This window comes from Parageobacillus sp. G301, from assembly GCF_030268025.1.
Classification (GTDB): domain Bacteria; phylum Bacillota; class Bacilli; order Bacillales; family Anoxybacillaceae; genus Parageobacillus_B; species Parageobacillus_B toebii.
Window position 1 is genome coordinate 844,387 of record NZ_BSDB01000002.1, and the last position, 19,737, is coordinate 864,123.

Here is a 19,737-nt window from a genome sequence, read left to right on the forward strand (position 1 = left end):
ACAACTTGCTCGCTGTTATTTGTTCCGTTATCATAAAGATAAGAATAAAAACGGAGTTGGTTATATGAGATGCCCATCATGCCAGCATCACGGCACAAGAGTCCTTGATTCGCGTCCGGTGGATGAAGGACGTTCGATTCGGCGCAGACGGGAATGCGAACAATGCCACTATCGCTTTACAACATTTGAAAAAGTGGAAGAAATGCCGCTAATTGTTGTAAAAAAACAAGGAACGCGCGAAGAATTTAGCCGTGATAAAATTTTGCGCGGTTTAATTAAAGCGTGTGAAAAGCGTCCTGTTGCTTTAGAAGAACTCGAAAAAATTACGCAGGACATTGAAAGAGAATTGCGCAATCAAGGGGTAGCGGAAGTGAAAAGTGAAACGATCGGCGAAATGGTGATGGAACGTTTATCGAAAGTGGACGAGGTTGCTTACGTTCGTTTTGCTTCCGTGTATCGCCAATTTAAAGATTTAAATGTATTTATCGAAGAATTAAAAGAGCTAATTAAAAAAGAACAACGCTAAAAAGGGCTTTTTGCGCAATAGATAATAAGCCCTTTTTTTCATCGTTAAAATTTAGTACGGAAGGTCGAGAATAATGGAACATCATTGGAAAGAATTAATTCCTGTTGACCGTTATACGGTACGGAGCAATGGAGTGTTGCATGATTTTGACCGAAAAGTGCTCACTCTCCTTTATCAACCGCTGATAGGTCATCGGGCATTAAGTCTTTATATGACGTTATGGTGCGAGCAGGAGCTTCTTTCGGAAAAAGAAACGACCCATCATAGTTTAATGGTGCTTATGCAATGCAGTTTGCGAGAAATCTATGAAGAACGTTTAAAATTAGAAGGAATTGGGCTATTAAAGACGTATGTCAATAATGAAGAACCGAAATTGTTTATTTATGAGTTGCAGCCGCCGCTTACACCAGAGCAATTTTTCATGGATGGAATGCTTAACGTTTTCCTCTATAACCGTATCGGCAAACATAAGTTTCAAGAGCTGAAACAGTTCTTTTCCACCCCATCCATTGACCAAACGAAATTTTCTCCTATTACTCGCGCGTTTCATGATGTATTTGCGTCTGTGCATGTGGAACAAATGGTTGCTAATATGAATGAAGAAACACAAGAAGATTTGCGGCTTGTTGATGGGTATGAGTATATCAGCAGAAAAGAGAATACGTACGAACTTAGCGATGATGTATTTGATTTCGAACTATTTTTTGCCGGTTTATCTAAACATATGGTGCCAAAGCGGGCGATTACGGCAAAGGTAAAAGAAGCGATAAAAAAATTAGCCTTTTTATACGGTGTTGGACCGCTTGACATGCAAAAAATTGTCATGAGTGTGATTGATCCGTCTAACCATATTGATATCGATGCATTGCGGAAAGCCGTTCATGAGTGGTATGAATTTGAACGCGGAGATTCTCCTCCTAACTTAAGTTCGCGAGTGCAGCCGCTTCCGTATCGTACGATGACGAATGTCGAACCAAAAACTAAAGAGGAACTGTTGATAAAGCAGCTTGAAACGATTTCCCCACGCCAATTGTTAATAGAAATATCTGGCGGAGCCGAACCATCGATGAGCGATTTGCAGCTGATTGAGGACATTATGTTTCAACAAAAATTGCTTCCGGGTGTTGTGAACGTATTAATTTATTATGTGATGTTGCGTACAAATATGAAACTATCCAAAGCATATGTTGAAAAAATTGCCAGTCATTGGGCGCGGAAAAAAGTACGCACCGTCAAAGAGGCAATGGAGCTGGCAAAGCAAGAAGCAAAAACATATCAAAGCTGGGCAAATGAAAAAAGCAAAAGAACAAACAGAAAAGCAGTGAGAAAAGAATTGTTGCCAGAATGGCTCAATATGGATTATAGTCAAAACGATGATCAAGACAAAGAGGAAAATATCAATATCGAAGAAAAGCGCCGGGAATTAGAGGAACGATTAAAAAAATACCGCAATGAATAATAGGATGTGGAAATGATGGAACGAATGGATCAACTGTTAAATCGACTGCTTCATAAAAAAGATTTTCAACAGCGCTATGAACAAATGAAACGACAGATTTTGTCGCACCCAGAAGTACAAGCGTTTTTACGTGAACACGAGCGGGAAATTACAAAAGAGATGATAGACCGCAGTTTAATGAAGCTGTATGAGTTTATGGAGCAAAGCAAAAACTGCGCACAATGTCCCAGTTTAGATCAATGTAAAAACTTTTTAAAAGGATATCATCCTCATCTTGTTGTAAAAGGAACTGTCATTGATGTCGAGTATGACCGCTGCCCGGCAAAAATAAAATATGATGAACGAAAACGGCAGGAATCACTGATTCAAAGTTTGTTTGTTCCGCGTGAAATTTTACAAGCTTCGCTGTCTGACATTGATCTTACCGATGAGGGACGAATGAAGGCGATTGAACTTGCCGATCGCTTTGTTTCGGAGTATGAGCCGGGAAAAAAGATGAAAGGACTTTATTTATACGGATCATTCGGCGTCGGAAAAACGTATATTCTTGGCGCGATCGCCAACGCGCTTGCGAAAAAAAACGTTTCGTCCCTTATCGTGTATGTGCCGGAATTTTTCCGTGAGCTAAAAAGCTCGCTGCAAGACCAAACGATTAATGAAAAACTCGATTATGTCAAAAAAGTGCCGATTTTAATGCTTGATGATATCGGCGCGGAATCAATGTCAAGCTGGGTGCGCGATGACTTATTAGGTCCTATTTTGCAATATCGGATGTTTGAAAACTTGCCGACATTTTTTACGTCGAACTTTGATTTACAGCAATTAGCGCATCATTTGACCTATTCGCAGCGCGGGGAAGAAGAGCAGATGAAAGCTGCGCGCATTATGGAGCGGATCCGTTATTTGGCACATCCAGTAGAAATAAAAGGAAGAAATCGCCGGCTTGAATAGGATATTTCCTTAGCGGAAATATCCTTTTTTTATTCTAAACGACCGTTTGTCCCCATATATATAGAACAAGCATTTAACTCGTAAAAGGGGGGACAACGTTTGATTGAAATTTATTTTGAACAAGCCAATGATGCTGAAAAGTTGTTTTGTTTGCTGAAAGAAAGGCAGAAAAAAACAATGAATCCGCTCTTTCAAGCAACATACAATAGAGATTCCCTCGTCACGATTTACATATATGACAACACCGATCAGGTTATTTTATCGGATTTAATACCAGCAATGACAAAATTTATTCTTCGTTTTATCGAAGATCGGCTATTATTATCGATTATTTCTGGCACGTTTTATTTTCAAGATAAAGAAGAACAACATCAAATTTTACAGCTTGCCCATTCCTTTCTCGATGGGGAGCGATATGATTATCGAAAGGGAAAGCAATCTTCCATTTCACGGGAAACATTGATTGCGAACGCGCTACAGCACTTTTTAAAAGATGGTCTTTCCTTTTCCTTTTCATCCTTTATTACGTTTCGCCTGAAGCCGTATATGGAACGGCTCCAACACTACGTCGAACTCGCCATTGATGAATATAAACTAGAGCAGGAATATCAAAATTTTGTGCAAATGTTGCGTGACTGTGTGGCATCCAAAAAGCCGAAATTATCCGTCATTCATTTAGTCCACAAGCCGCCATCTTTTCTTTTTTTTGATGAAAAGTTATGCGAAATAACAGCGAGTGAATTAAAACAAATGATCGACCGCAATTTGATCATCAGCCAGCCGATGTACATTGATTCTTCCATATTAGCGCCGCTTGTGTCCATTGCGCCGGACATCATTTATTTGTATACAGACAATATCGATGATGGGATGATTCAAACGATTCAAAATGTATTTCAAGAGCGGATCTTCCTCTGCAGCCAAAGCGATTTTTCAAAATATCGAGCCATCGGCGCAAGACAAGATAGATGAACTTGATTTTTTTCTATGCTCATTCTATAATAACGTACATAAAAGAAATCCGGAAAAGTGATGATGAGGACACGGGTGTATTTTTACGGTTTCCAGAGAGGGAAGGCATCGGCTGCAACCTTCCTAACACGAGAAATACACTTACCACCTCGGAGCTGCGGCAGTGAACGACGTAGGTCTAGTAATTGTCGACGGTATGACCGTTATTCTATTCGAGCCATCGCCATAGGTGAGGTATGTCTTTTTTGCCGGCGGTGGGAAGAAGGGTGGAACCACGAAACAAACTCGTCCCTTTGTTGAGGGAGGAGTTTTTTTATTTTCAACACGAAAGAAGGAGGAAAAGTGTATGTCGGAAATGATTCGCATTACATTCCCTGATGGAGCGGTAAAGGAGTTTCCAAAAGGAACAACGACAGAACAAATCGCTGCATCGATTAGCCCGGGATTAAAGAAAAAAGCGATTGCCGGTAAACTAAACGATCGTTTTATTGATTTGCGCACTCCGATTCAGGAAGATGGATCGATTTCGATCATTACGCAAGATATGCCAGAAGCGCTGGACATTTTGCGCCATAGTACTGCCCATTTAATGGCCCAAGCGATTAAGCGGCTGTATAAAAATGTAAAACTTGGCGTAGGTCCGGTCATTGAAAATGGTTTCTATTACGATATCGATATGGAAGAATCGTTAACGCCGGAAGACTTGCCGAAAATTGAACAAGAAATGCGGAAAATTGTGAAAGAAAACTTGGAAATTGTCCGGAAAGAAGTGAGCCGCGAAGAAGCGATTCGCCTTTACGAAGAAATTGGCGATGATTTAAAACTAGAATTAATTAACGATATTCCAGAAGGAGAAACGATCTCCATTTACGAACAAGGCGAATTTTTTGATCTTTGCCGCGGTGTCCACGTTCCGTCGACAGGAAAAATTAAAGAGTTTAAGTTGTTGAACATCTCAGGAGCGTACTGGCGCGGAGACAGCAATAATAAAATGCTGCAGCGCATTTACGGAACGGCGTTCTTCAAAAAAGAAGATTTAGATGAATATCTTCGCCAGTTGCAAGAAGCAAAAGAGCGCGATCATCGCAAATTAGGAAAAGAGCTTGAATTGTTTATGACTTCGCAAAAAGTCGGACAAGGGCTGCCGCTTTGGCTGCCAAAAGGGGCAACGATTCGCCGCATTATCGAACGGTATATTGTGGACAAAGAAATTGAATTAGGTTATCAACATGTTTATACACCAGTGCTTGGCAGCGTCGAATTATATAAAACTTCTGGCCACTGGGATCATTACAAAGACAACATGTTCCCGCCGATGGAAATGGACAACGAACAGCTTGTGCTGCGCCCAATGAACTGTCCGCATCATATGATGATTTATAAAAACAAGATTCATAGCTATCGGGAGCTTCCAATTCGCATCGCCGAACTTGGAACGATGCATCGCTATGAAATGTCTGGAGCGCTTTCCGGCTTGCAGCGCGTCCGGGGCATGACATTAAACGACGCTCACATTTTTGTGCGTCCAGACCAAATTAAAGATGAGTTCAAACGCGTCGTTAACTTAATTTTAGAAGTATACAAAGACTTTGGCTTGGATGAATATTCGTTCCGGCTTTCTTACCGAGATCCACATGATAAAGAAAAATATTACGATGATGATGAAATGTGGGAAAAAGCGCAAAACATGCTGCGTGAAGCAATGGATGAATTGGGATTAGAGTATTATGAAGCCGAAGGAGAAGCGGCGTTTTATGGTCCGAAATTAGACGTGCAAGTGCGCACAGCGCTTGGAAAAGACGAAACATTGTCAACGGTGCAGCTTGACTTCTTATTGCCGGAACGCTTTGATTTAACATACATCGGCGAAGACGGCAAACCGCATCGCCCGGTTGTCATCCATCGCGGGGTTGTTTCTACGATGGAACGTTTCGTCGCGTTTCTGATTGAAGAATATAAAGGCGCGTTCCCAACTTGGCTTGCTCCAGTGCAAGTCGAAGTGATCCCTGTGTCGCCAGCAGCGCATCTCGACTACGCTTATAAAGTGAAAGAAGCGTTGCAATCGAAAGGATTCCGCGTTGAAGTCGACGAACGCGATGAAAAAATTGGCTACAAAATTCGTGAAGCGCAAATTCAAAAAATCCCTTACATGCTTGTCGTCGGTGACAAAGAAATGGCAGAAAACGCCGTCAACGTCCGTAAATACGGCGAGCAAAAAAGCGAAACCATGTCTCTCGACGATTTTATTGCCGCTCTGAAAGAGGAAGTGCGTCGAAACTAGGCAACACGAAAACCGTGAAGTTCTTTCTTCACGGTTTTCGCATTTTCACTTGCCAAACTGCCAATGATTCGCTATAATGAAAGACGTTGTTTGTCAATCAAGAAAAGCGCCTTGACATGCCACTTCCAAGGTGATATATTGTATAGAGTGAATAGAATACTTGTTTGTGACTAAAGCAGAAGCACCCCGCTTCTCACCTGGTTGACGCCGGCATGGCTGTTGACAGGTCGTTACGGTTCGCGATATTGTTTTCGAACGTAAGTAGTGTGGGTGTCGTATGCATCCACACTTTTTTGTTAGCAGGAAAAGGCTGATGATCGGCTGTTTTTCCGGAACCGCTCAAGTTGGGTGTGCGATGCGACAAACAAGTAATTCGGAAAAAACCTTGGAGGTGGCTGGTTATTAGCAAAGATTTTATTATTAATGAAAATATTCGTGCACGCGAAGTCCGTTTAATTGATCCAAATGGTGAACAATTAGGAATTAAATCTCGACAAGAGGCGCTTGAAATTGCTGCAAGGTTAAATCTTGATTTGGTTCTTGTAGCACCAAATGCGAAACCGCCGGTATGCCGCATCATGGATTACGGCAAATTCCGCTTTGAACAGCAAAAGAAAGAAAAAGAAGCGCGTAAAAAACAAAAAGTAATCAACGTCAAAGAGATTCGCTTAAGTCCAACGATTGAGGAGCACGACTTCAATACAAAGCTCCGCAACGCGCGCAAGTTCCTTGAAAAAGGCGACAAAGTAAAAGCGACGATTCGCTTTAAAGGACGGGCGATTACGCATAAAGAAATCGGTCAACGCGTATTAGAGCGATTCTCCGAAGCGTGTTCGGATATCGGCGTTGTCGAAACTGCGCCAAAAATGGATGGACGCAGCATGTTTTTAGTACTGGCACCGAAAAATGACAAATAATCGAGTGAGGAGGAACACCCTATGCCAAAAATGAAAACTCATCGTGGCGCTGCAAAGCGTTTTAAAAAGACTGGTACTGGTAAATTAAAACGCGGTCATGCTTATACAAGCCACTTATTTGCAAGCAAAACGCAAAAACAAAAACGTAAACTTCGCAAAGCAACGCTTGTATCTCCTGGCGACTTTAAACGCATTCGTCAATTGCTTGACAACTTGAAATAATGGAGACATATAGGAGGGAATATATATGCCACGTGTTAAAGGTGGAACGGTAACGCGCAGACGTCGCAAAAAAGTGCTGAAATTAGCAAAAGGTTATTTCGGAGCGAAACATGCTTTATATAGAGTCGCAAACCAACAAGTAATGAAATCGTTAATGTACGCGTATCGCGACCGTCGTCAACGGAAACGCGATTTCCGCAAACTTTGGATTACGCGTATCAACGCAGCCGCACGCATGCACGGTCTTTCGTACAGCCGTTTTATGCACGGTTTGAAATTAGCGGGTGTAGAAGTAAACCGCAAAATGTTAGCGGACTTGGCGGTAAACGACCAAGCAGCGTTTGCACAACTTGCAGAACTTGCAAAAAGCAAACTTCAATAATGAATGAAGCAATGGCCATTCTCGTTTATGGGGATGGTCATTTTTTCATAGAAAGGAAATCAACATGGTACAATATATTGTGTTCATCAATCTCATCGGTTTTTTCATCATGGCAGCTGACAAATATAAAGCGAAACATCGAAAATGGCGCATTGCCGAAAGTACGATCTGGTTCATTTCTATCATTGGCGGTGCGATCGGCACAACGGCTGGCATGCGTTTGTTCCGCCACAAAACGAAACACCGTTCCTTTCGTTACGGATTGCCGCTTATTGCCGCCATCGAAGCAATGACATGCATTATTTTTTACTTATAGGAGGAGAAAAATATGGATTTATCGTCACTTTACTCGCTGCAGCGGCAGTTGGATGAGCGCATTGAAGCGCAACACGGATTACAGGAGGAAGATTTGTTTGATAAAAAAATACTTGCTTTACTTGTCGAAATTGGCGAACTTGCGAATGAAACGCGCTGTTTCAAATTTTGGAGTGTGAAGCCGCCGTCTCCGCGAGAAAAAGTGCTGGAAGAATACGTCGATGGCCTTCATTTTATTTTATCGCTCGGCTTGGAGAGTGATTTTCTATATTCCGAGATTCCGCCGCAATTGGCTACTTTGCCGCTTGTCGAGCAATTTCTCGTTGTTTTTCGAGCGGCGGATGAGTTTAGAAAAACGAAATCACGGCAAAGCTATAACCGACTGTTTACCGAGTATTTGCTGCTTGGCGGACAGCTAGGCTTTTCTATGGGAGAAATCGAAAAAGCCTATAAACAAAAAAATCAAGTTAATCATGAGCGGCAAAATCAGAATTATTAACCAATTTTGTACATTCCTGTTGTTTCGTGTATAATAATGAGGATGAAAAAGGAAAGGGGTTTCATAATGGCAAAGCTAGATGAAACATTAACGATGCTCAAAGAATTGACGGACGCGAAAGCCGTTCCAGGAAACGAACGGGAAGCTCGCGAAGTGATGAAAAAGTACATAGCTCCTTATGCCGATGAAGTAACGACAGACGGCCTTGGCAGTTTGATTGCGAAAAAGAAAGGCGATAGCGACAGCCCGAAAATTATGGTCGCTGGGCATTTAGACGAAGTTGGTTTCATGGTGACGCAAATCGATGAGAAAGGATTTATCCGCTTTCAAACATTGGGCGGCTGGTGGGGACAAGTGATGCTTGCTCAACGCGTGACGATTTTAACGAAAAAAGGCGAAATTACAGGTGTGATTGGCTCGAAGCCGCCGCATATTTTGCCTCCGGAAGCGCGAAAAAAACCGGTTGAAATCAAAGATATGTTCATCGACATCGGAGCGACAAGCCGTGAAGAAGCAATGGAATGGGGCGTTCGCCCGGGTGATTCGATCGTTCCGTATTTTGAATTTACCGTGTTGAATAACGAAAAAATGCTGCTTGCGAAAGCATGGGACAACCGCATCGGCTGTGCGGTTGCGATCGACGTGTTAAAACAACTGAAGGAAACGGGTCATCCAAACGTCGTGTACGGTGTTGGAACGGTGCAAGAAGAAGTTGGTTTGCGCGGAGCGAGAACAGCGGCGCATTCCATTCAGCCGGATATCGCTTTTGCTGTGGACGTCGGCATTGCCGGCGATACGCCAGGGGTTTCAGAAAAAGAAGCGATGGGCAAGCTTGGTGCAGGACCGCACATCGTCTTATACGACGCAACAATGGTGTCGCATCGCGGTTTGCGCGAATTTGTCATCGATGTTGCCGAAGAACTCGACATTCCGTATCATTTTGATGCAATGCCAGGCGGCGGGACGGACGCCGGCGCAATCCATTTGACGGCAAGCGGAGTTCCATCGCTGACGATTGCGATTCCAACGCGCTACATCCATTCTCATGCTGCGATTTTGCACCGCGATGACTATGAAAATACCGTGAAACTGCTTGTCGAAGTCATCAAGCGTTTAGACGCGGAAAAAGTTAAACAAATTACATTCGAATGATCAGCGAAGAAAAGCCGGCAAATCAATGTCGGCTTTTCTTTTTAGCGAAGGGATTACAGAAGTGAAAGATAGAGATGCGGGAATGAAAAAACATATATTAGCATAACAAACTTAGGGGGAAGAGAAATTGGTTTCTGTGAATGTATGGAATGCGGATGCATATGATGAAAAGTTATCGTTTGTGTCTGAGTTAGGAAAAAGTTTAGTAGAGATGCTAGATCCGAAACAAGGAGAAAAAATTCTTGATTTAGGATGCGGAACAGGAGATCTTACAAATGAAATTGCAAAACTGGGAGCCAAAGTTGTCGGGATGGATGTATCCCCTGATATGATCGAAAAAGCACGAAAAAAATATCCACATCTTTCTTTTCTTGCAGATAATGGCGAATCATTTCGAACCGAAGAACGCTATGACGCTATTTTCTCCAATGCCGCTTTGCATTGGATGAAGCGGGCTGAAAGTGTTGTGCAATCGATGGCTCTCGCCTTGCGAGAGGGGGGACGGTTGGTTGTTGAATTTGGCGGAAAAGGAAACGTGGACGCTATTGTGAAAACAATAGAAGAGGTTTTGTTCACAAACTATGGCATTGATGCAAAAGAAAGAAACCCATGGTATTTTCCGAGTATTGGGGAATATAGCAGTTTGCTTGAAAAGCACGGATTTCGTGTGATCTATGCCATCCATTTTGATCGCCCTACCCCTTTACCTGATGGCGATCAAGGATTAGATCACTGGCTCGAGGGCTTTGCTGGTGCCTTTTTTGCTGATTTCGAATTGGACGAGAAAACATTGGTTTATCAGAAGATCAAATCACGATTAAAGGCATACCTATGGAAAGATGGCGTATGGATTGTGGATTATAAACGGATTCGAATGATAGCGGTGAAGGAGAAAACGGTTCTGTTTTGAGGCGCAAAAAGTCAATTTACATGAAAAATAGCGTGCAAACTGGCAACAGTTTTGACACGCTTTTTTTATTATGAAATGTCACTTCAAAATTTCTAATATGTCCTAGCTTTTTTATTTTTTCTTATTTTTACAGCAGCTATAACACAAACAAATGTCCCTATAAAACTACAGACAATAGCAGCAACAACAACGGACGGCACTTTTCCGCGATAAACGAAAAATCGATGGTTTCATTTATTTTTCTAAGCAAGTGATCTTGGGGAACAAGGTCTTCTATGTTAACCACTTCTGGTTGGAATTTTCTAGATGTATTTGTTCTAAACATAGAAACCTTCCTCCGCTAATATTTTTTATTTTCTTATTTTATGCATACGAATTTAAACTCAGCTATGCATTATAATATAACCTGCTCCTCCAAGTTTCTCCATAAGTGATGCGCTTCCCTGGCAATATGTTCTAATAAATCTGGCGGTGAAGTTGTAACAGCAGCACATTGTTTGATTAGATCGTCTAATTCCAATTTAAATGTTTCGAGAGCTTTAGCTTCTTTAATAACCATTTGGTTAAAGCTGTGTAAAACCGGTAATACCTCATTACGTGGACGGCGTATCATTGTTGTTAGTGCATTTGCTTGGAGAAAAAGGTTATCAAATTTTTTTGTCATTTCTCTTACTCTATCATGAAGTTCATAATTTGATGGATCTAAATAGTGGCTTATAAAGCGAAGATGATCAGCCATCTGCCTCAACCAAAAATAGTTTTCATGCAGGGTTGCGTCCGCAGGTGAAACCTGTTTACCACTTTGTATTAATTTAAAGACTGATATAGTTTCTTCTGCTTCCCGTATCATGTGGTCGAGAAGTGATTGCGGTGTTGAAATAATGACTTCACAGCGTAAAGCTTTATCCATTGTATAGGTGAGTAAACTGTGAAATTCACGTGTAGCATGTTTAGCTTCATCAATCAAAATTCCAACATCCGTTTTTTTTGATTTTGCTTTTTCCAATATTGAACCTAAACGCTGAATCATATACTGGTTCGTACGGGCTAGTTCCAGTTCATAATGGCTTATTTCCCTATCGAAAAATCGACCGTGATCAAAATTGTTTTGTACCCAGAAAGCTATTATCCCATAGATGTCTCTTTCATAATGATCAGTATAGGACATTGTCTCACCTCATTCTTGTTAATAACTAATCTAATGATATGTAAGACATTTGCCGCTTATGCCCATGTTATCTGACACTGGTACACCCTCGTTGCCAAAAAAAAGAAGTGCACATCCCGAACCTTCCTCAGGTGGCCAGCCACCAGCTTTATCGGGCGATGGATGAGTTATTGACCGTGCAATCGGAATTGGAGCATCAAGTATTCCACGCCGTTGCCGATTTATTGAATCTAGAAGTCGATCTGCTTTATTTTGATACGACCTCTTCCTATTTCGAAATCGACACGTCCGAAACGCCGGAAGAGGAGAGCTTTTGAAAGCAGGGATTTTCAAAGGATAAGCGCCCGGATCTTTTGCAAATTGTCATCGGACTCGCCGTGACACGGGAAGGAATCCCGATTCGGGCTTGGGTATGGCCAGGGAATACGATGGACATGACGGTCATCAAACAAGTGAAAAAAGATTTAATTGGCTGGAAGCTCGGGCGTGTGATCAGTGCCATGGATCGGGGATTTTCGTCTGAAGAAAATTACCTGCCGTTTGCGTTCCCATCCTTCCTACGGAAAATATTTGCGCCAATTGAAAGACGGAACGCTTCGCATCGACAAACAGGCGGTCCGTGAAGCCGAAAAGTATGATGGCAAATATCTTATCCGTACGTCCGATGACATTACGCAAGGGGAAAAGGGAATTATATTGAAAAACAAAAAAGGAGAGCATGGAGTGCTTCCTGCTCCGAAAATAGAAGTCATCGACGTTACCGGTGCGGGAGATGCGTTTATTTCCGGCTTTTTATACGGCATCCATAACGGGAAACCGCTTGTCACGGCATGCCAGCTGGGAATATGCTGCTCCATCATTACACTGCAAACGAAAGAAACCGTTTGTTCCAACTTGAATGAACAGCTATTAAAGCAAACATACGCGCAATATTTTTCTTGGGAGGTTTAATTGATGAACTTAAAAGACGTGCTTGTTTTCTCGGAAGAAGTCGCAAAAGCAATGAAAGAAAATAAACCGGTCGTGGCTTTGGAATCGACTATTATTTCCCACGGCATGCCGTATCCGCAAAATGTGGAGACGGCCAAGGAAGTGGAACAGCTCATCCGCGAAAACGGCGCTGCTCCTGCGACGATCGCCATCTTGGATGGAAAGATTAAAATCGGTGTCAATGAAGGGGAGCTAGAATTTTTAGGGACAAACAAAGAAATCGAAAAAGTAAGCCGGAGAGATTTGCCATATGTCATTGCCATGAAAAAACACGGAGCGACAACGGTAGCGGCGACTATGATTTGCGCGAATATGGCCGGCATTAAAGTGTTTGCCACCGGCGGAATCGGCGGTGTTCATCGCGGCGCCGAACGAACAATGGACATTTCCGCGGACTTGCAGGAACTGGCACACACGAATGTGGCTGTTGTATGTGCCGGAGCCAAATCGATTTTAGACCTGGGATTGACGCTGGAATATCTTGAAACAAACGGCGTTCCTGTTATCGGCTACGGTACGGACATATTGCCAGCCTTTTATTCGAGCACAAGTCCGTTCAAAGTGAATTACCGTATCGATACACCAGAAGAAATTGCGAAATTAATCGCAACAAAATGGGAACTTGGCCTGAACGGCGGGCTGATTATTGCCAATCCGATTCCAAAAGAAGAAGAACTAGAAGAGTCATACATTAATTCGATCATTGAGGAAGCCCTTAAAGAAGCAGAAGAAAAACAAATTGCCGGAAAAGCGGTGACGCCTTTCTTGCTCGACAAAGTCAAAACATTAACAGGCGGAAAAAGCCTTGAAGCAAATATCGCCTTAGTCAAAAACAACGCAGCCCTTGCCGCGAAAATTGCTGCCAGCTTATCCAGTTCTTTTTGATTGAATAGGAAAGGGAAGCGAAAAAGCTTCCCTTTTATGCATGTTGTTTGACTGCTTGTTCCAGTGTTGTAAGCATTTCCTCTTTTTGTTGCTCGCTCGAATGTTTCCAAATCTCTTCAAAGAGGACGCCGAGCCCCGGCAAATATTTTTCCTCTCCACGCTGAATCGCATCAACAATTGTATCTTCCAATTGCTCCTTCGTGTTGTTGGCCACATTTTGTATAACTGCATGGCGCAAGTTTAAATCCATCTCTTTCACCTCACTATTATGTAGTTACATGCTTATTTTTTACGTGAATTTCGTTTATTATGTATATGGATACGCAAAACGTAAAGGAGAATCAGCATTGAAACGAATTGAGTCGGTAAAAAATCCGCAAGTGAAGCAATGGAAAAAGCTCCTGACAAAAAAGGAACGAGATAAAACAGGGCATTTTCTTATCGAAGGGTTTCATTTAGTGGAAGAAGCGTTGAAAAGCAACATATCCATTATCCAATTGATTGTTGACGAGAATAAAGTGATTCCGGCAAGCTGGGATGTGAGCGGCATCCCGATGGCCATCGTTACAGAAGACGTGATGAAAGCGATCAGCGCCACGGAAACGCCGCAAGGCATCGCCGCCGTATGCGAACAGTTTTCTTATGATGATATGGACTGGACGCGTGCGAATGTGCTTCTGATTGACGCCGTGCAAGACCCAGGCAACATAGGCACAATGATCCGCACCGCTGATGCGGCGGGAATGGATGCGGTGATTCTTGGTGAAGGATGCGCTGATCTATACAATCCGAAAGTTATCCGCGCTACCCAAGGGTCGCTTTTCCATCTGCCGATTATTCGCGGAAATCTCTGGGAATGGATCGAGCGTCTGCGCGAAAAAAATGTCGCGATTTACGGAACAGCGTTGGAAAATGGGGAAGATTATCGCCATATTGAGCCGGCGCGTCCGTTTGCTTTGCTTGTCGGCAATGAAGGAAGCGGAGTTCATAAGGAATTGCTGCAAATGACGACGAAAAATTTATACATTCCGATTTATGGACAGGCCGAGTCGTTAAACGTTGCCGTCGCTGCCGGGATTTTGCTTTATCATTTACGGGACGCAAAAGCATAGGCTGTTTTCATATAGATTGTGTGTGTTGCGCGATGTTCGCCGTTTGCTTATAATATAATACAGCATTATTTATCTGAACATATGGGATATAAAGATAATATAAAAATAGGGAAATATAGAAAACAACGATGAAAGAGAAGAGTAGCTTGCCACTCGCCATCCAGGGAGAAAACGCCGTAGACTGGGAGCGTTTTTATGGTAGAAGCAAGTGAATTCACCTCTGGAGTTGACACCGGGACCATTCCGCGCTTGCGGAATGTAAAGGTGTTCCGGCCTATGCCGTTATCACAATGAAGCGAACAGCGCCTTTTTGCGCTGTTAACAAGGGTGGTACCGCGAGTGCACTCGTCCCTTATGGCAAGGGGCGAGTTTTTTTATGGAACATACTAGTGTGGATTTCACGTAAAGATATTCCAAAAGTGTTGCTTCATGAGCATCAAGCATGGGCAGTAGAAGAGCATTTCGTTTATTTGAGTGAAGAAAAGGAGGAGTTTTCTTATGAAAGAACGGTTGCAGCAGCTTCAACAAGAAGCGCTTGAAAAAATTGAACAAGCGAATGACTTGAAAGCACTTAATGAGGTGCGCGTCGCTTATCTTGGCAAAAAAGGCCCGATTACCGAAGTGCTTCGCGGCATGGGGTCATTATCGCCAGAAGAGCGTCCGGTAATAGGCGCGCTTGCCAATGAAGTACGGCAAGCGATTCAAAGCGCGCTAGAAGCAAAGCAAGCAAAGCTCGAACAAGAGGAAGTTGAGAAAAAATTAGCAGCGGAAGCGATTGATGTCACGCTTCCAGGCCGCCCGGTCAGAAGAGGCAATCATCATCCGCTTACGCGCGTCATTGAAGAAATCGAAGACTTGTTCATTGGCATGGGCTATACGATTGCCGAAGGGCCGGAAGTCGAGAAAGACTACTACAATTTTGAAGCGTTGAACTTGCCAAAAGGCCATCCGGCGCGCGATATGCAAGATTCGTTCTATATTACCGAAGAAATTTTGCTTCGTACTCATACGTCACCGGTGCAAGCGCGCACGATGGAAAAACATCAAGGGCGCGGTCCGGTGAAAATCATCTGCCCGGGAAAAGTGTACCGCCGCGACAATGATGACGCGACTCACTCGCATCAATTTACGCAAATCGAAGGGCTTGTTGTCGATGAAAACATTCGCATGAGCGACCTGAAAGGAACGTTGCGCGAGTTTGCCCGCAAAATGTTTGGCGAAGGCCGCGAAATCCGTTTCCGTCCAAGCTTTTTCCCATTCACTGAGCCGTCAGTTGAAGTCGATGTATCTTGTTTCCATTGCGGCGGACATGGCTGTAGCGTATGTAAAGGGACAGGATGGATTGAAATTTTAGGTGCCGGCATGGTTCATCCAAACGTATTAGAAATGGCCGGATTTGATTCGAAAAAATATACTGGTTTCGCGTTTGGTATGGGACCAGAGCGCATCGCGATGCTCAAATACGGCATTGATGACATCCGCCATTTCTATCAAAATGACATCCGTTTCTTACAACAATTCCATCGTGTGTAAAAGGGAGGCTTGACCGATGTTTGTTTCTTATAAATGGCTGCAAGAATATGTAGATCTTACGGGAATAACGGCAAAAGAACTAGCCGACCTCATCACCAAAAGCGGCATTGAAGTCGAAAGTGTGGAAGTATTGAATAAAGGGGCAAAAGGCGTTGTCGTTGGACATGTGCTTGAGCGCGAACAACATCCAAACGCCGATAAATTAAGCAAATGTCTCGTCGATATCGGAGAAGGCGAGCCGGTGCAAATTATTTGTGGCGCCCCGAATGTTGCCAAAGGGCAAAAAGTAGCGGTTGCTAAAGTCGGTGCGGTTTTGCCAGGCAATTTGAAAATTAAACGGGCAAAACTGCGCGGAGAAGAATCAAACGGCATGATTTGTTCCTTGCAAGAGCTCGGTGTTGAATCAAAATTAGTTCCGAAAGAGTACGCTGATGGCATTTTCGTCTTTCCAAGCGACGCACCGGTTGGCGCCGATGTATTGGAATTATTAAATTTAGACGATGAAGTGTTAGAACTTGGACTTACGCCAAACCGCGCCGATTGCTTAAGCATGATTGGCGTCGCATATGAAGTGGCGGCGATTTTAGGGAGAGACGTGAAACTTCCAACCATTGAGCTTCAAGAAAATAACGAAAATGTCCATGATTATATTTCTGTGCGCGTCGATGCGCCGGAAGACAATCCATTATATGCAGGACGCATTGTGAAAAACGTGAAAATCGGCCCGTCGCCGCTTTGGATGCAAACGCGCCTGATGGCGGCAGGAATCCGTCCGCATAACAATGTTGTCGATATTACGAACTACATTTTGCTTGAGTACGGCCAGCCGCTTCATGCGTTTGACTATGACCGTCTCGGTTCGAAGGAGATTGTTGTCCGCCGCGCGAAAGCAGGCGAAACAATTGTCACGTTGGATGATACGAAGCGTACGTTAACGGAAGACCACCTTGTGATTACAAACGGCACGGAGCCAGTGGCGTTGGCTGGCGTCATGGGCGGCGCGAATTCCGAAGTACGAGACGACACTACAACGGTGTTTATCGAATCGGCTTATTTCACGAGCCCTGTCATTCGCAAAGCATCGAAAGATCACGGCTTGCGCAGTGAAGCAAGCACGCGCTTTGAAAAAGGCATTGACCCGGCACGGACAAAAGAAGCACTCGACCGCGCCGCCGCGTTAATGGCAGAGTACGCTGGCGGTGAAGTGGTTGGCGGCGTTGTTGAAGTCAATACGTTAAAAGAGAAAGAAGTGACGGTCACCATTACGTTGGACCGCATTAACCGCGTGCTCGGCACGATGATTACGAAAGACGAAGTCGCAACGATTTTAACGAACTTGCAATTTGTGTTTACCGAAGATAACGGAACGTTTACGATTACCGTGCCGTCACGCCGTCGGGATATTTCGATTGAAGAAGATATTATTGAAGAAGTAGCGAGATTGTACGGCTATGACCGTCTGCCGGCAACCTTGCCAGTCGCGGAAGCAAAACCGGGCAAATTGACGCCTTATCAAGCAAAACGCCGGCAAGTGCGCCGTTACTTAGAAGACGTTGGCCTGTTCCAAGCGATTACGTACTCTCTGACAAGCGAGGAAAAAGCGACGATGTTCGCGTTAGAAACGGCGGAACCGATCCGCTTGGCGCTGCCGATGAGCGAAGAACGAAGCGTCCTTCGTCAAAGCTTGCTGCCTCATCTGTTGGAAGTAGCGAGCTATAACCGCGCACGCCAAGTCGAAAACGTCGCCGTCTATGAAACAGGCGCGGTGTATCTTGCAAATGGCGAGAATGAACTGCCAAGTGAAAAAGAGCGTCTTGCCGGAGTCTTAACAGGCGTATGGCACGCCCACTTATGGCAAGGTGAGAAAAAAGCGGTTGATTTCTATGTAGTCAAGGGCATTTTAGACGGATTGTTCGAATTGCTAGGCTTAACGAACCGCATTGAATATAAACAAGCAAAACGCGAGCATATGCATCCGGGACGCACTGCTGATATTTTGCTGGATGGCAAGACGATTGGGTTTGTTGGTCAGCTCCATCCGGTCGTGCAAAAAGAATATGATTTAAAAGAAACATATGTCTTTGAACTTGCCTTGACCGACTTGTTAAACGTGGAAGTCGAGGACATCCGCTACTCGCCGATTCCGCGCTTCCCGTCGATCACCCGCGATATCGCCCTTGTCGTCGATGAAAACGTCGTCGCCGGCGAGCTGCAAAAAGCGATTATCGAAGCGGGCGGCGAGCTATTAAAAGAAGTATCCATTTTCGACGTCTACCAGGGTGACCGCCTCCCAGACGGCAAAAAATCGATCGCCTTCTCGCTCCGTTATTACGATCCGGAACGTACATTAACAGACGAAGAAGTAACCGCCGTTCACGAAAAAGTGATTCAAGCAGTGGAACAGCGATTCGGCGCGACATTGCGCGGATAAAAAACGAATCCCCCATTTTATGCAGAAGCATAAGATGGGGGTTTTTTGTAAAGAGAGGAGTTTCATATAGCAGCGAAGGTAGCGTTTCTGTTTTATACTTGAACAAACGGGTATGGTATTACGAATGAAGAGGCGAAAATGGGGCTTGTTGCTGTAAAAAATTAGTTGACATTAGTTGACATTTCATTTTGAACTAGTGTACTATATAACTAGAACACTAATTCACTGTTGCTGGAGGGGAAAGAATGAATCCGTGGATTGGCTTATTAAAAAAAGAATGGCGCATCTCTAAACTGTGGATATGGACTACGGTTGGAATCGTGATCGCCGTTAATATAGTTGCATATTTATTGGCTCTGAAATACGATGAGCCGATAGCGATGTTCGTTCCATCATTGATTGTCACAAGCCTGCACGCTTTTTATATGTTGATGTTTATGGCTCTCAGTTTGCAAACAGAAGCGAAGCGTCTTCATTTATGGCTTCACACCCCGCAGCCGGTATTTCGATTGGTAAGCGCCAAACTGCTCATCGCGTTTGGCAGCCTGCTTGTTTCCCTGTTTGTTTCAGCGCTATTTACCTATATTGCGTCGCTTGAAATAAAAGAGAGGTATTTTAATGAGGAAATGTGGAATCATGAGCTTTTTATCCAAAGCGGTATGCTGGCGGTTCTGTCTATTGTGCTGCTATCTATCCATCTGGCGGTCTTGTGTTTGTTTTATTGGGTGATTCACCTCATCTGTAAACAAATGGTTTCAAAACTCTCGGGGGTGATCGTTACGCTTATTTATTTTCTGTTTGGCTGGCTATTTTCGTTGTTTATGAAAACAAACGTATACGAATGGCTAACGGGATGGGGAAAAGTAGCGATGCCGAGGGCTGCGTTCAAATACAATGCAACAGAGGGTTGGATAATGATCGAAAAGATGGGAACGATGCCAGTAGGAGCAATCGTTTTTTACGGTATTATGGCTGCCCTCCTATTTAGCGTTTCCATTTGGTTAATTGACAGAAAAGTTGAGGTGTAAGCAT

21 protein-coding genes, 1 pseudogene and 2 other annotated features are annotated in these 19,737 nt (G+C 43.6%); of the genes and pseudogenes, 20 read left to right on the forward strand and 2 right to left on the reverse strand.

What is annotated here, in order from left to right; genetic code table 11:
- The first annotated feature begins 64 nt into the window (after nucleotides 1-64).
- The 12 genes from nrdR to QSJ37_RS13060 all read left to right on the forward strand — a co-directional run bounded on the left by nrdR (nucleotide 65) and on the right by QSJ37_RS13060 (nucleotide 10,586).
- Entirely contained in the window at nucleotides 65-526 is a 462-nt protein-coding gene (gene nrdR, locus QSJ37_RS13005) for a transcriptional regulator NrdR (RefSeq protein ID WP_285755519.1), read from the forward strand.
- A gap of 73 nt (nucleotides 527-599) precedes the next feature.
- Entirely contained in the window at nucleotides 600-1,985 is a 1,386-nt protein-coding gene (locus tag QSJ37_RS13010; RefSeq protein WP_062679220.1) for a replication initiation and membrane attachment family protein, read from the forward strand.
- Nucleotides 1,986-2,000: 15 nt separating this feature from the next.
- Nucleotides 2,001-2,936, forward strand: coding sequence for a primosomal protein DnaI (gene dnaI / locus QSJ37_RS13015; RefSeq protein ID WP_285756129.1), 936 nt, complete (start codon nucleotides 2,001-2,003; stop codon nucleotides 2,934-2,936).
- A 99-nt stretch (nucleotides 2,937-3,035) separates the two neighbouring features.
- Complete coding sequence (gene ytxC, locus QSJ37_RS13020; protein ID WP_285755521.1) at nucleotides 3,036-3,908, forward strand: putative sporulation protein YtxC; 873 nt, start codon at nucleotides 3,036-3,038, stop codon at nucleotides 3,906-3,908.
- A gap of 346 nt (nucleotides 3,909-4,254) precedes the next feature.
- A complete protein-coding gene (gene thrS / locus QSJ37_RS13025) occupies nucleotides 4,255-6,189 on the forward strand; it encodes a threonine--tRNA ligase (protein WP_285755522.1) in 1,935 nt (644 codons plus the stop codon).
- A gap of 167 nt (nucleotides 6,190-6,356) precedes the next feature.
- Nucleotides 6,357-6,490, forward strand: a sequence feature (ribosomal protein L20 leader region).
- 43 nt (nucleotides 6,491-6,533) lie between these two features.
- Nucleotides 6,534-7,106 carry a translation initiation factor IF-3 gene (gene infC, locus QSJ37_RS13030; RefSeq protein WP_285755524.1) on the forward strand — a complete coding sequence of 191 codons (573 nt, stop codon included), beginning with the start codon at nucleotides 6,534-6,536 and terminating at the stop codon, nucleotides 7,104-7,106.
- Nucleotides 7,107-7,127: 21 nt separating this feature from the next.
- Nucleotides 7,128-7,328: a 50S ribosomal protein L35 gene (gene rpmI, locus QSJ37_RS13035; protein ID WP_003248690.1), complete on the forward strand. Its 201-nt coding sequence runs from the start codon at nucleotides 7,128-7,130 to the stop codon at nucleotides 7,326-7,328.
- A gap of 25 nt (nucleotides 7,329-7,353) precedes the next feature.
- Nucleotides 7,354-7,710 carry a 50S ribosomal protein L20 gene (rplT, locus tag QSJ37_RS13040; protein ID WP_062679218.1) on the forward strand — a complete coding sequence of 119 codons (357 nt, stop codon included), beginning with the start codon at nucleotides 7,354-7,356 and terminating at the stop codon, nucleotides 7,708-7,710.
- A 64-nt stretch (nucleotides 7,711-7,774) separates the two neighbouring features.
- Complete coding sequence (locus QSJ37_RS13045; protein WP_374719976.1) at nucleotides 7,775-8,026, forward strand: DUF1294 domain-containing protein; 252 nt, start codon at nucleotides 7,775-7,777, stop codon at nucleotides 8,024-8,026.
- Between the two features lie 12 nt (nucleotides 8,027-8,038).
- On the forward strand, nucleotides 8,039-8,524 hold the full coding sequence (locus QSJ37_RS13050) for a dUTP diphosphatase (RefSeq protein ID WP_285755525.1): 486 nt from the start codon (nucleotides 8,039-8,041) through the stop codon (nucleotides 8,522-8,524).
- Between the two features lie 66 nt (nucleotides 8,525-8,590).
- Nucleotides 8,591-9,676 carry a M42 family metallopeptidase gene (locus QSJ37_RS13055; protein ID WP_285755526.1) on the forward strand — a complete coding sequence of 362 codons (1,086 nt, stop codon included), beginning with the start codon at nucleotides 8,591-8,593 and terminating at the stop codon, nucleotides 9,674-9,676.
- A gap of 136 nt (nucleotides 9,677-9,812) precedes the next feature.
- Nucleotides 9,813-10,586: a class I SAM-dependent methyltransferase gene (locus QSJ37_RS13060; RefSeq protein WP_285756131.1), complete on the forward strand. Its 774-nt coding sequence runs from the start codon at nucleotides 9,813-9,815 to the stop codon at nucleotides 10,584-10,586.
- A gap of 394 nt (nucleotides 10,587-10,980) precedes the next feature.
- Here QSJ37_RS13060 and QSJ37_RS13065 read toward each other — a convergent pair whose 3' ends face one another.
- Complete coding sequence (locus tag QSJ37_RS13065; RefSeq protein ID WP_285755527.1) at nucleotides 10,981-11,754, reverse strand: DUF2935 domain-containing protein; 774 nt, start codon at nucleotides 11,752-11,754, stop codon at nucleotides 10,981-10,983.
- A 98-nt stretch (nucleotides 11,755-11,852) separates the two neighbouring features.
- Between QSJ37_RS13065 and QSJ37_RS13070 the strand changes: the two are divergent.
- From QSJ37_RS13070 to QSJ37_RS13080, 3 genes and pseudogenes are all read left to right on the forward strand, one after another.
- A pseudogene (locus QSJ37_RS13070) lies at nucleotides 11,853-12,438 on the forward strand (IS1634 family transposase); the annotation flags it as partial.
- Nucleotides 12,439-12,477: 39 nt separating this feature from the next.
- On the forward strand, nucleotides 12,478-12,705 hold the full coding sequence (locus QSJ37_RS13075) for a carbohydrate kinase family protein (RefSeq protein WP_483313612.1): 228 nt from the start codon (nucleotides 12,478-12,480) through the stop codon (nucleotides 12,703-12,705).
- Nucleotides 12,706-12,708: 3 nt separating this feature from the next.
- Nucleotides 12,709-13,629, forward strand: a complete 921-nt coding sequence (locus QSJ37_RS13080; protein WP_285755528.1) for a pseudouridine-5'-phosphate glycosidase — start codon at nucleotides 12,709-12,711, stop codon at nucleotides 13,627-13,629.
- A gap of 34 nt (nucleotides 13,630-13,663) precedes the next feature.
- Here the strand turns inward: QSJ37_RS13080 and sspI are convergent, their stop codons facing one another.
- Entirely contained in the window at nucleotides 13,664-13,879 is a 216-nt protein-coding gene (gene sspI, locus QSJ37_RS13085) for a small acid-soluble spore protein SspI (RefSeq protein ID WP_166910656.1), read from the reverse strand.
- Nucleotides 13,880-13,976: 97 nt separating this feature from the next.
- Between sspI and QSJ37_RS13090 the strand changes: the two genes are divergently transcribed.
- The 5 genes from QSJ37_RS13090 (at nucleotide 13,977) to QSJ37_RS13110 (ending at nucleotide 19,733) form a co-directional block, all read left to right on the forward strand.
- Nucleotides 13,977-14,741, forward strand: a complete 765-nt coding sequence (locus tag QSJ37_RS13090) for a TrmH family RNA methyltransferase (protein ID WP_285755531.1) — start codon at nucleotides 13,977-13,979, stop codon at nucleotides 14,739-14,741.
- 119 nt (nucleotides 14,742-14,860) lie between these two features.
- Nucleotides 14,861-15,097 (forward strand) — a binding site (T-box leader).
- A gap of 33 nt (nucleotides 15,098-15,130) precedes the next feature.
- The gene (locus tag QSJ37_RS13095) at nucleotides 15,131-15,280 is read left to right on the forward strand and encodes a hypothetical protein (RefSeq protein WP_285755532.1); all 150 of its coding nucleotides are present in this window, start codon (nucleotides 15,131-15,133) and stop codon (nucleotides 15,278-15,280) included.
- Nucleotides 15,240-16,274 (forward strand): phenylalanine--tRNA ligase subunit alpha, encoded by a 1,035-nt coding sequence (gene pheS / locus QSJ37_RS13100; protein WP_285755534.1) that lies wholly within the window; start codon nucleotides 15,240-15,242, stop codon nucleotides 16,272-16,274. Before QSJ37_RS13095 ends, pheS begins: the two co-directional genes overlap by 41 nt.
- A gap of 16 nt (nucleotides 16,275-16,290) precedes the next feature.
- Entirely contained in the window at nucleotides 16,291-18,705 is a 2,415-nt protein-coding gene (pheT, locus tag QSJ37_RS13105; protein ID WP_285755535.1) for a phenylalanine--tRNA ligase subunit beta, read from the forward strand.
- A gap of 245 nt (nucleotides 18,706-18,950) precedes the next feature.
- Nucleotides 18,951-19,733, forward strand: a complete 783-nt coding sequence (locus tag QSJ37_RS13110) for a hypothetical protein (RefSeq protein WP_285755536.1) — start codon at nucleotides 18,951-18,953, stop codon at nucleotides 19,731-19,733.
- Nucleotides 19,734-19,737: the final 4 nt, after the last annotated feature.

Bases quoted from the DNA above. Each gene is read 5' to 3' on its own strand.
- sspI (WP_166910656.1), bottom strand. From the start codon at position 13,879: ATGGATTTAAACTTGCGCCATGCAGTTATACAAAATGTGGCCAACAAC.
- QSJ37_RS13055 (WP_285755526.1), top strand. From the start codon at position 8,591: ATGGCAAAGCTAGATGAAACATTAACGATGCTCAAAGAATTGACGGAC.
- pheS (WP_285755534.1), top strand. From the start codon at position 15,240: ATGAAAGAACGGTTGCAGCAGCTTCAACAAGAAGCGCTTGAAAAAATT.
- nrdR (WP_285755519.1), top strand. From the start codon at position 65: ATGAGATGCCCATCATGCCAGCATCACGGCACAAGAGTCCTTGATTCG.
- pheT (WP_285755535.1), top strand. From the start codon at position 16,291: ATGTTTGTTTCTTATAAATGGCTGCAAGAATATGTAGATCTTACGGGA.
- QSJ37_RS13065 (WP_285755527.1), bottom strand. From the start codon at position 11,754: ATGTCCTATACTGATCATTATGAAAGAGACATCTATGGGATAATAGCT.
- QSJ37_RS13110 (WP_285755536.1), top strand. From the start codon at position 18,951: ATGAATCCGTGGATTGGCTTATTAAAAAAAGAATGGCGCATCTCTAAA.
- QSJ37_RS13050 (WP_285755525.1), top strand. From the start codon at position 8,039: ATGGATTTATCGTCACTTTACTCGCTGCAGCGGCAGTTGGATGAGCGC.
- rpmI (WP_003248690.1), top strand. From the start codon at position 7,128: ATGCCAAAAATGAAAACTCATCGTGGCGCTGCAAAGCGTTTTAAAAAG.
- QSJ37_RS13010 (WP_062679220.1), top strand. From the start codon at position 600: ATGGAACATCATTGGAAAGAATTAATTCCTGTTGACCGTTATACGGTA.
- QSJ37_RS13045 (WP_374719976.1), top strand. From the start codon at position 7,775: ATGGTACAATATATTGTGTTCATCAATCTCATCGGTTTTTTCATCATG.
- dnaI (WP_285756129.1), top strand. From the start codon at position 2,001: ATGGAACGAATGGATCAACTGTTAAATCGACTGCTTCATAAAAAAGAT.
- thrS (WP_285755522.1), top strand. From the start codon at position 4,255: ATGTCGGAAATGATTCGCATTACATTCCCTGATGGAGCGGTAAAGGAG.
- rplT (WP_062679218.1), top strand. From the start codon at position 7,354: ATGCCACGTGTTAAAGGTGGAACGGTAACGCGCAGACGTCGCAAAAAA.
- QSJ37_RS13080 (WP_285755528.1), top strand. From the start codon at position 12,709: ATGAACTTAAAAGACGTGCTTGTTTTCTCGGAAGAAGTCGCAAAAGCA.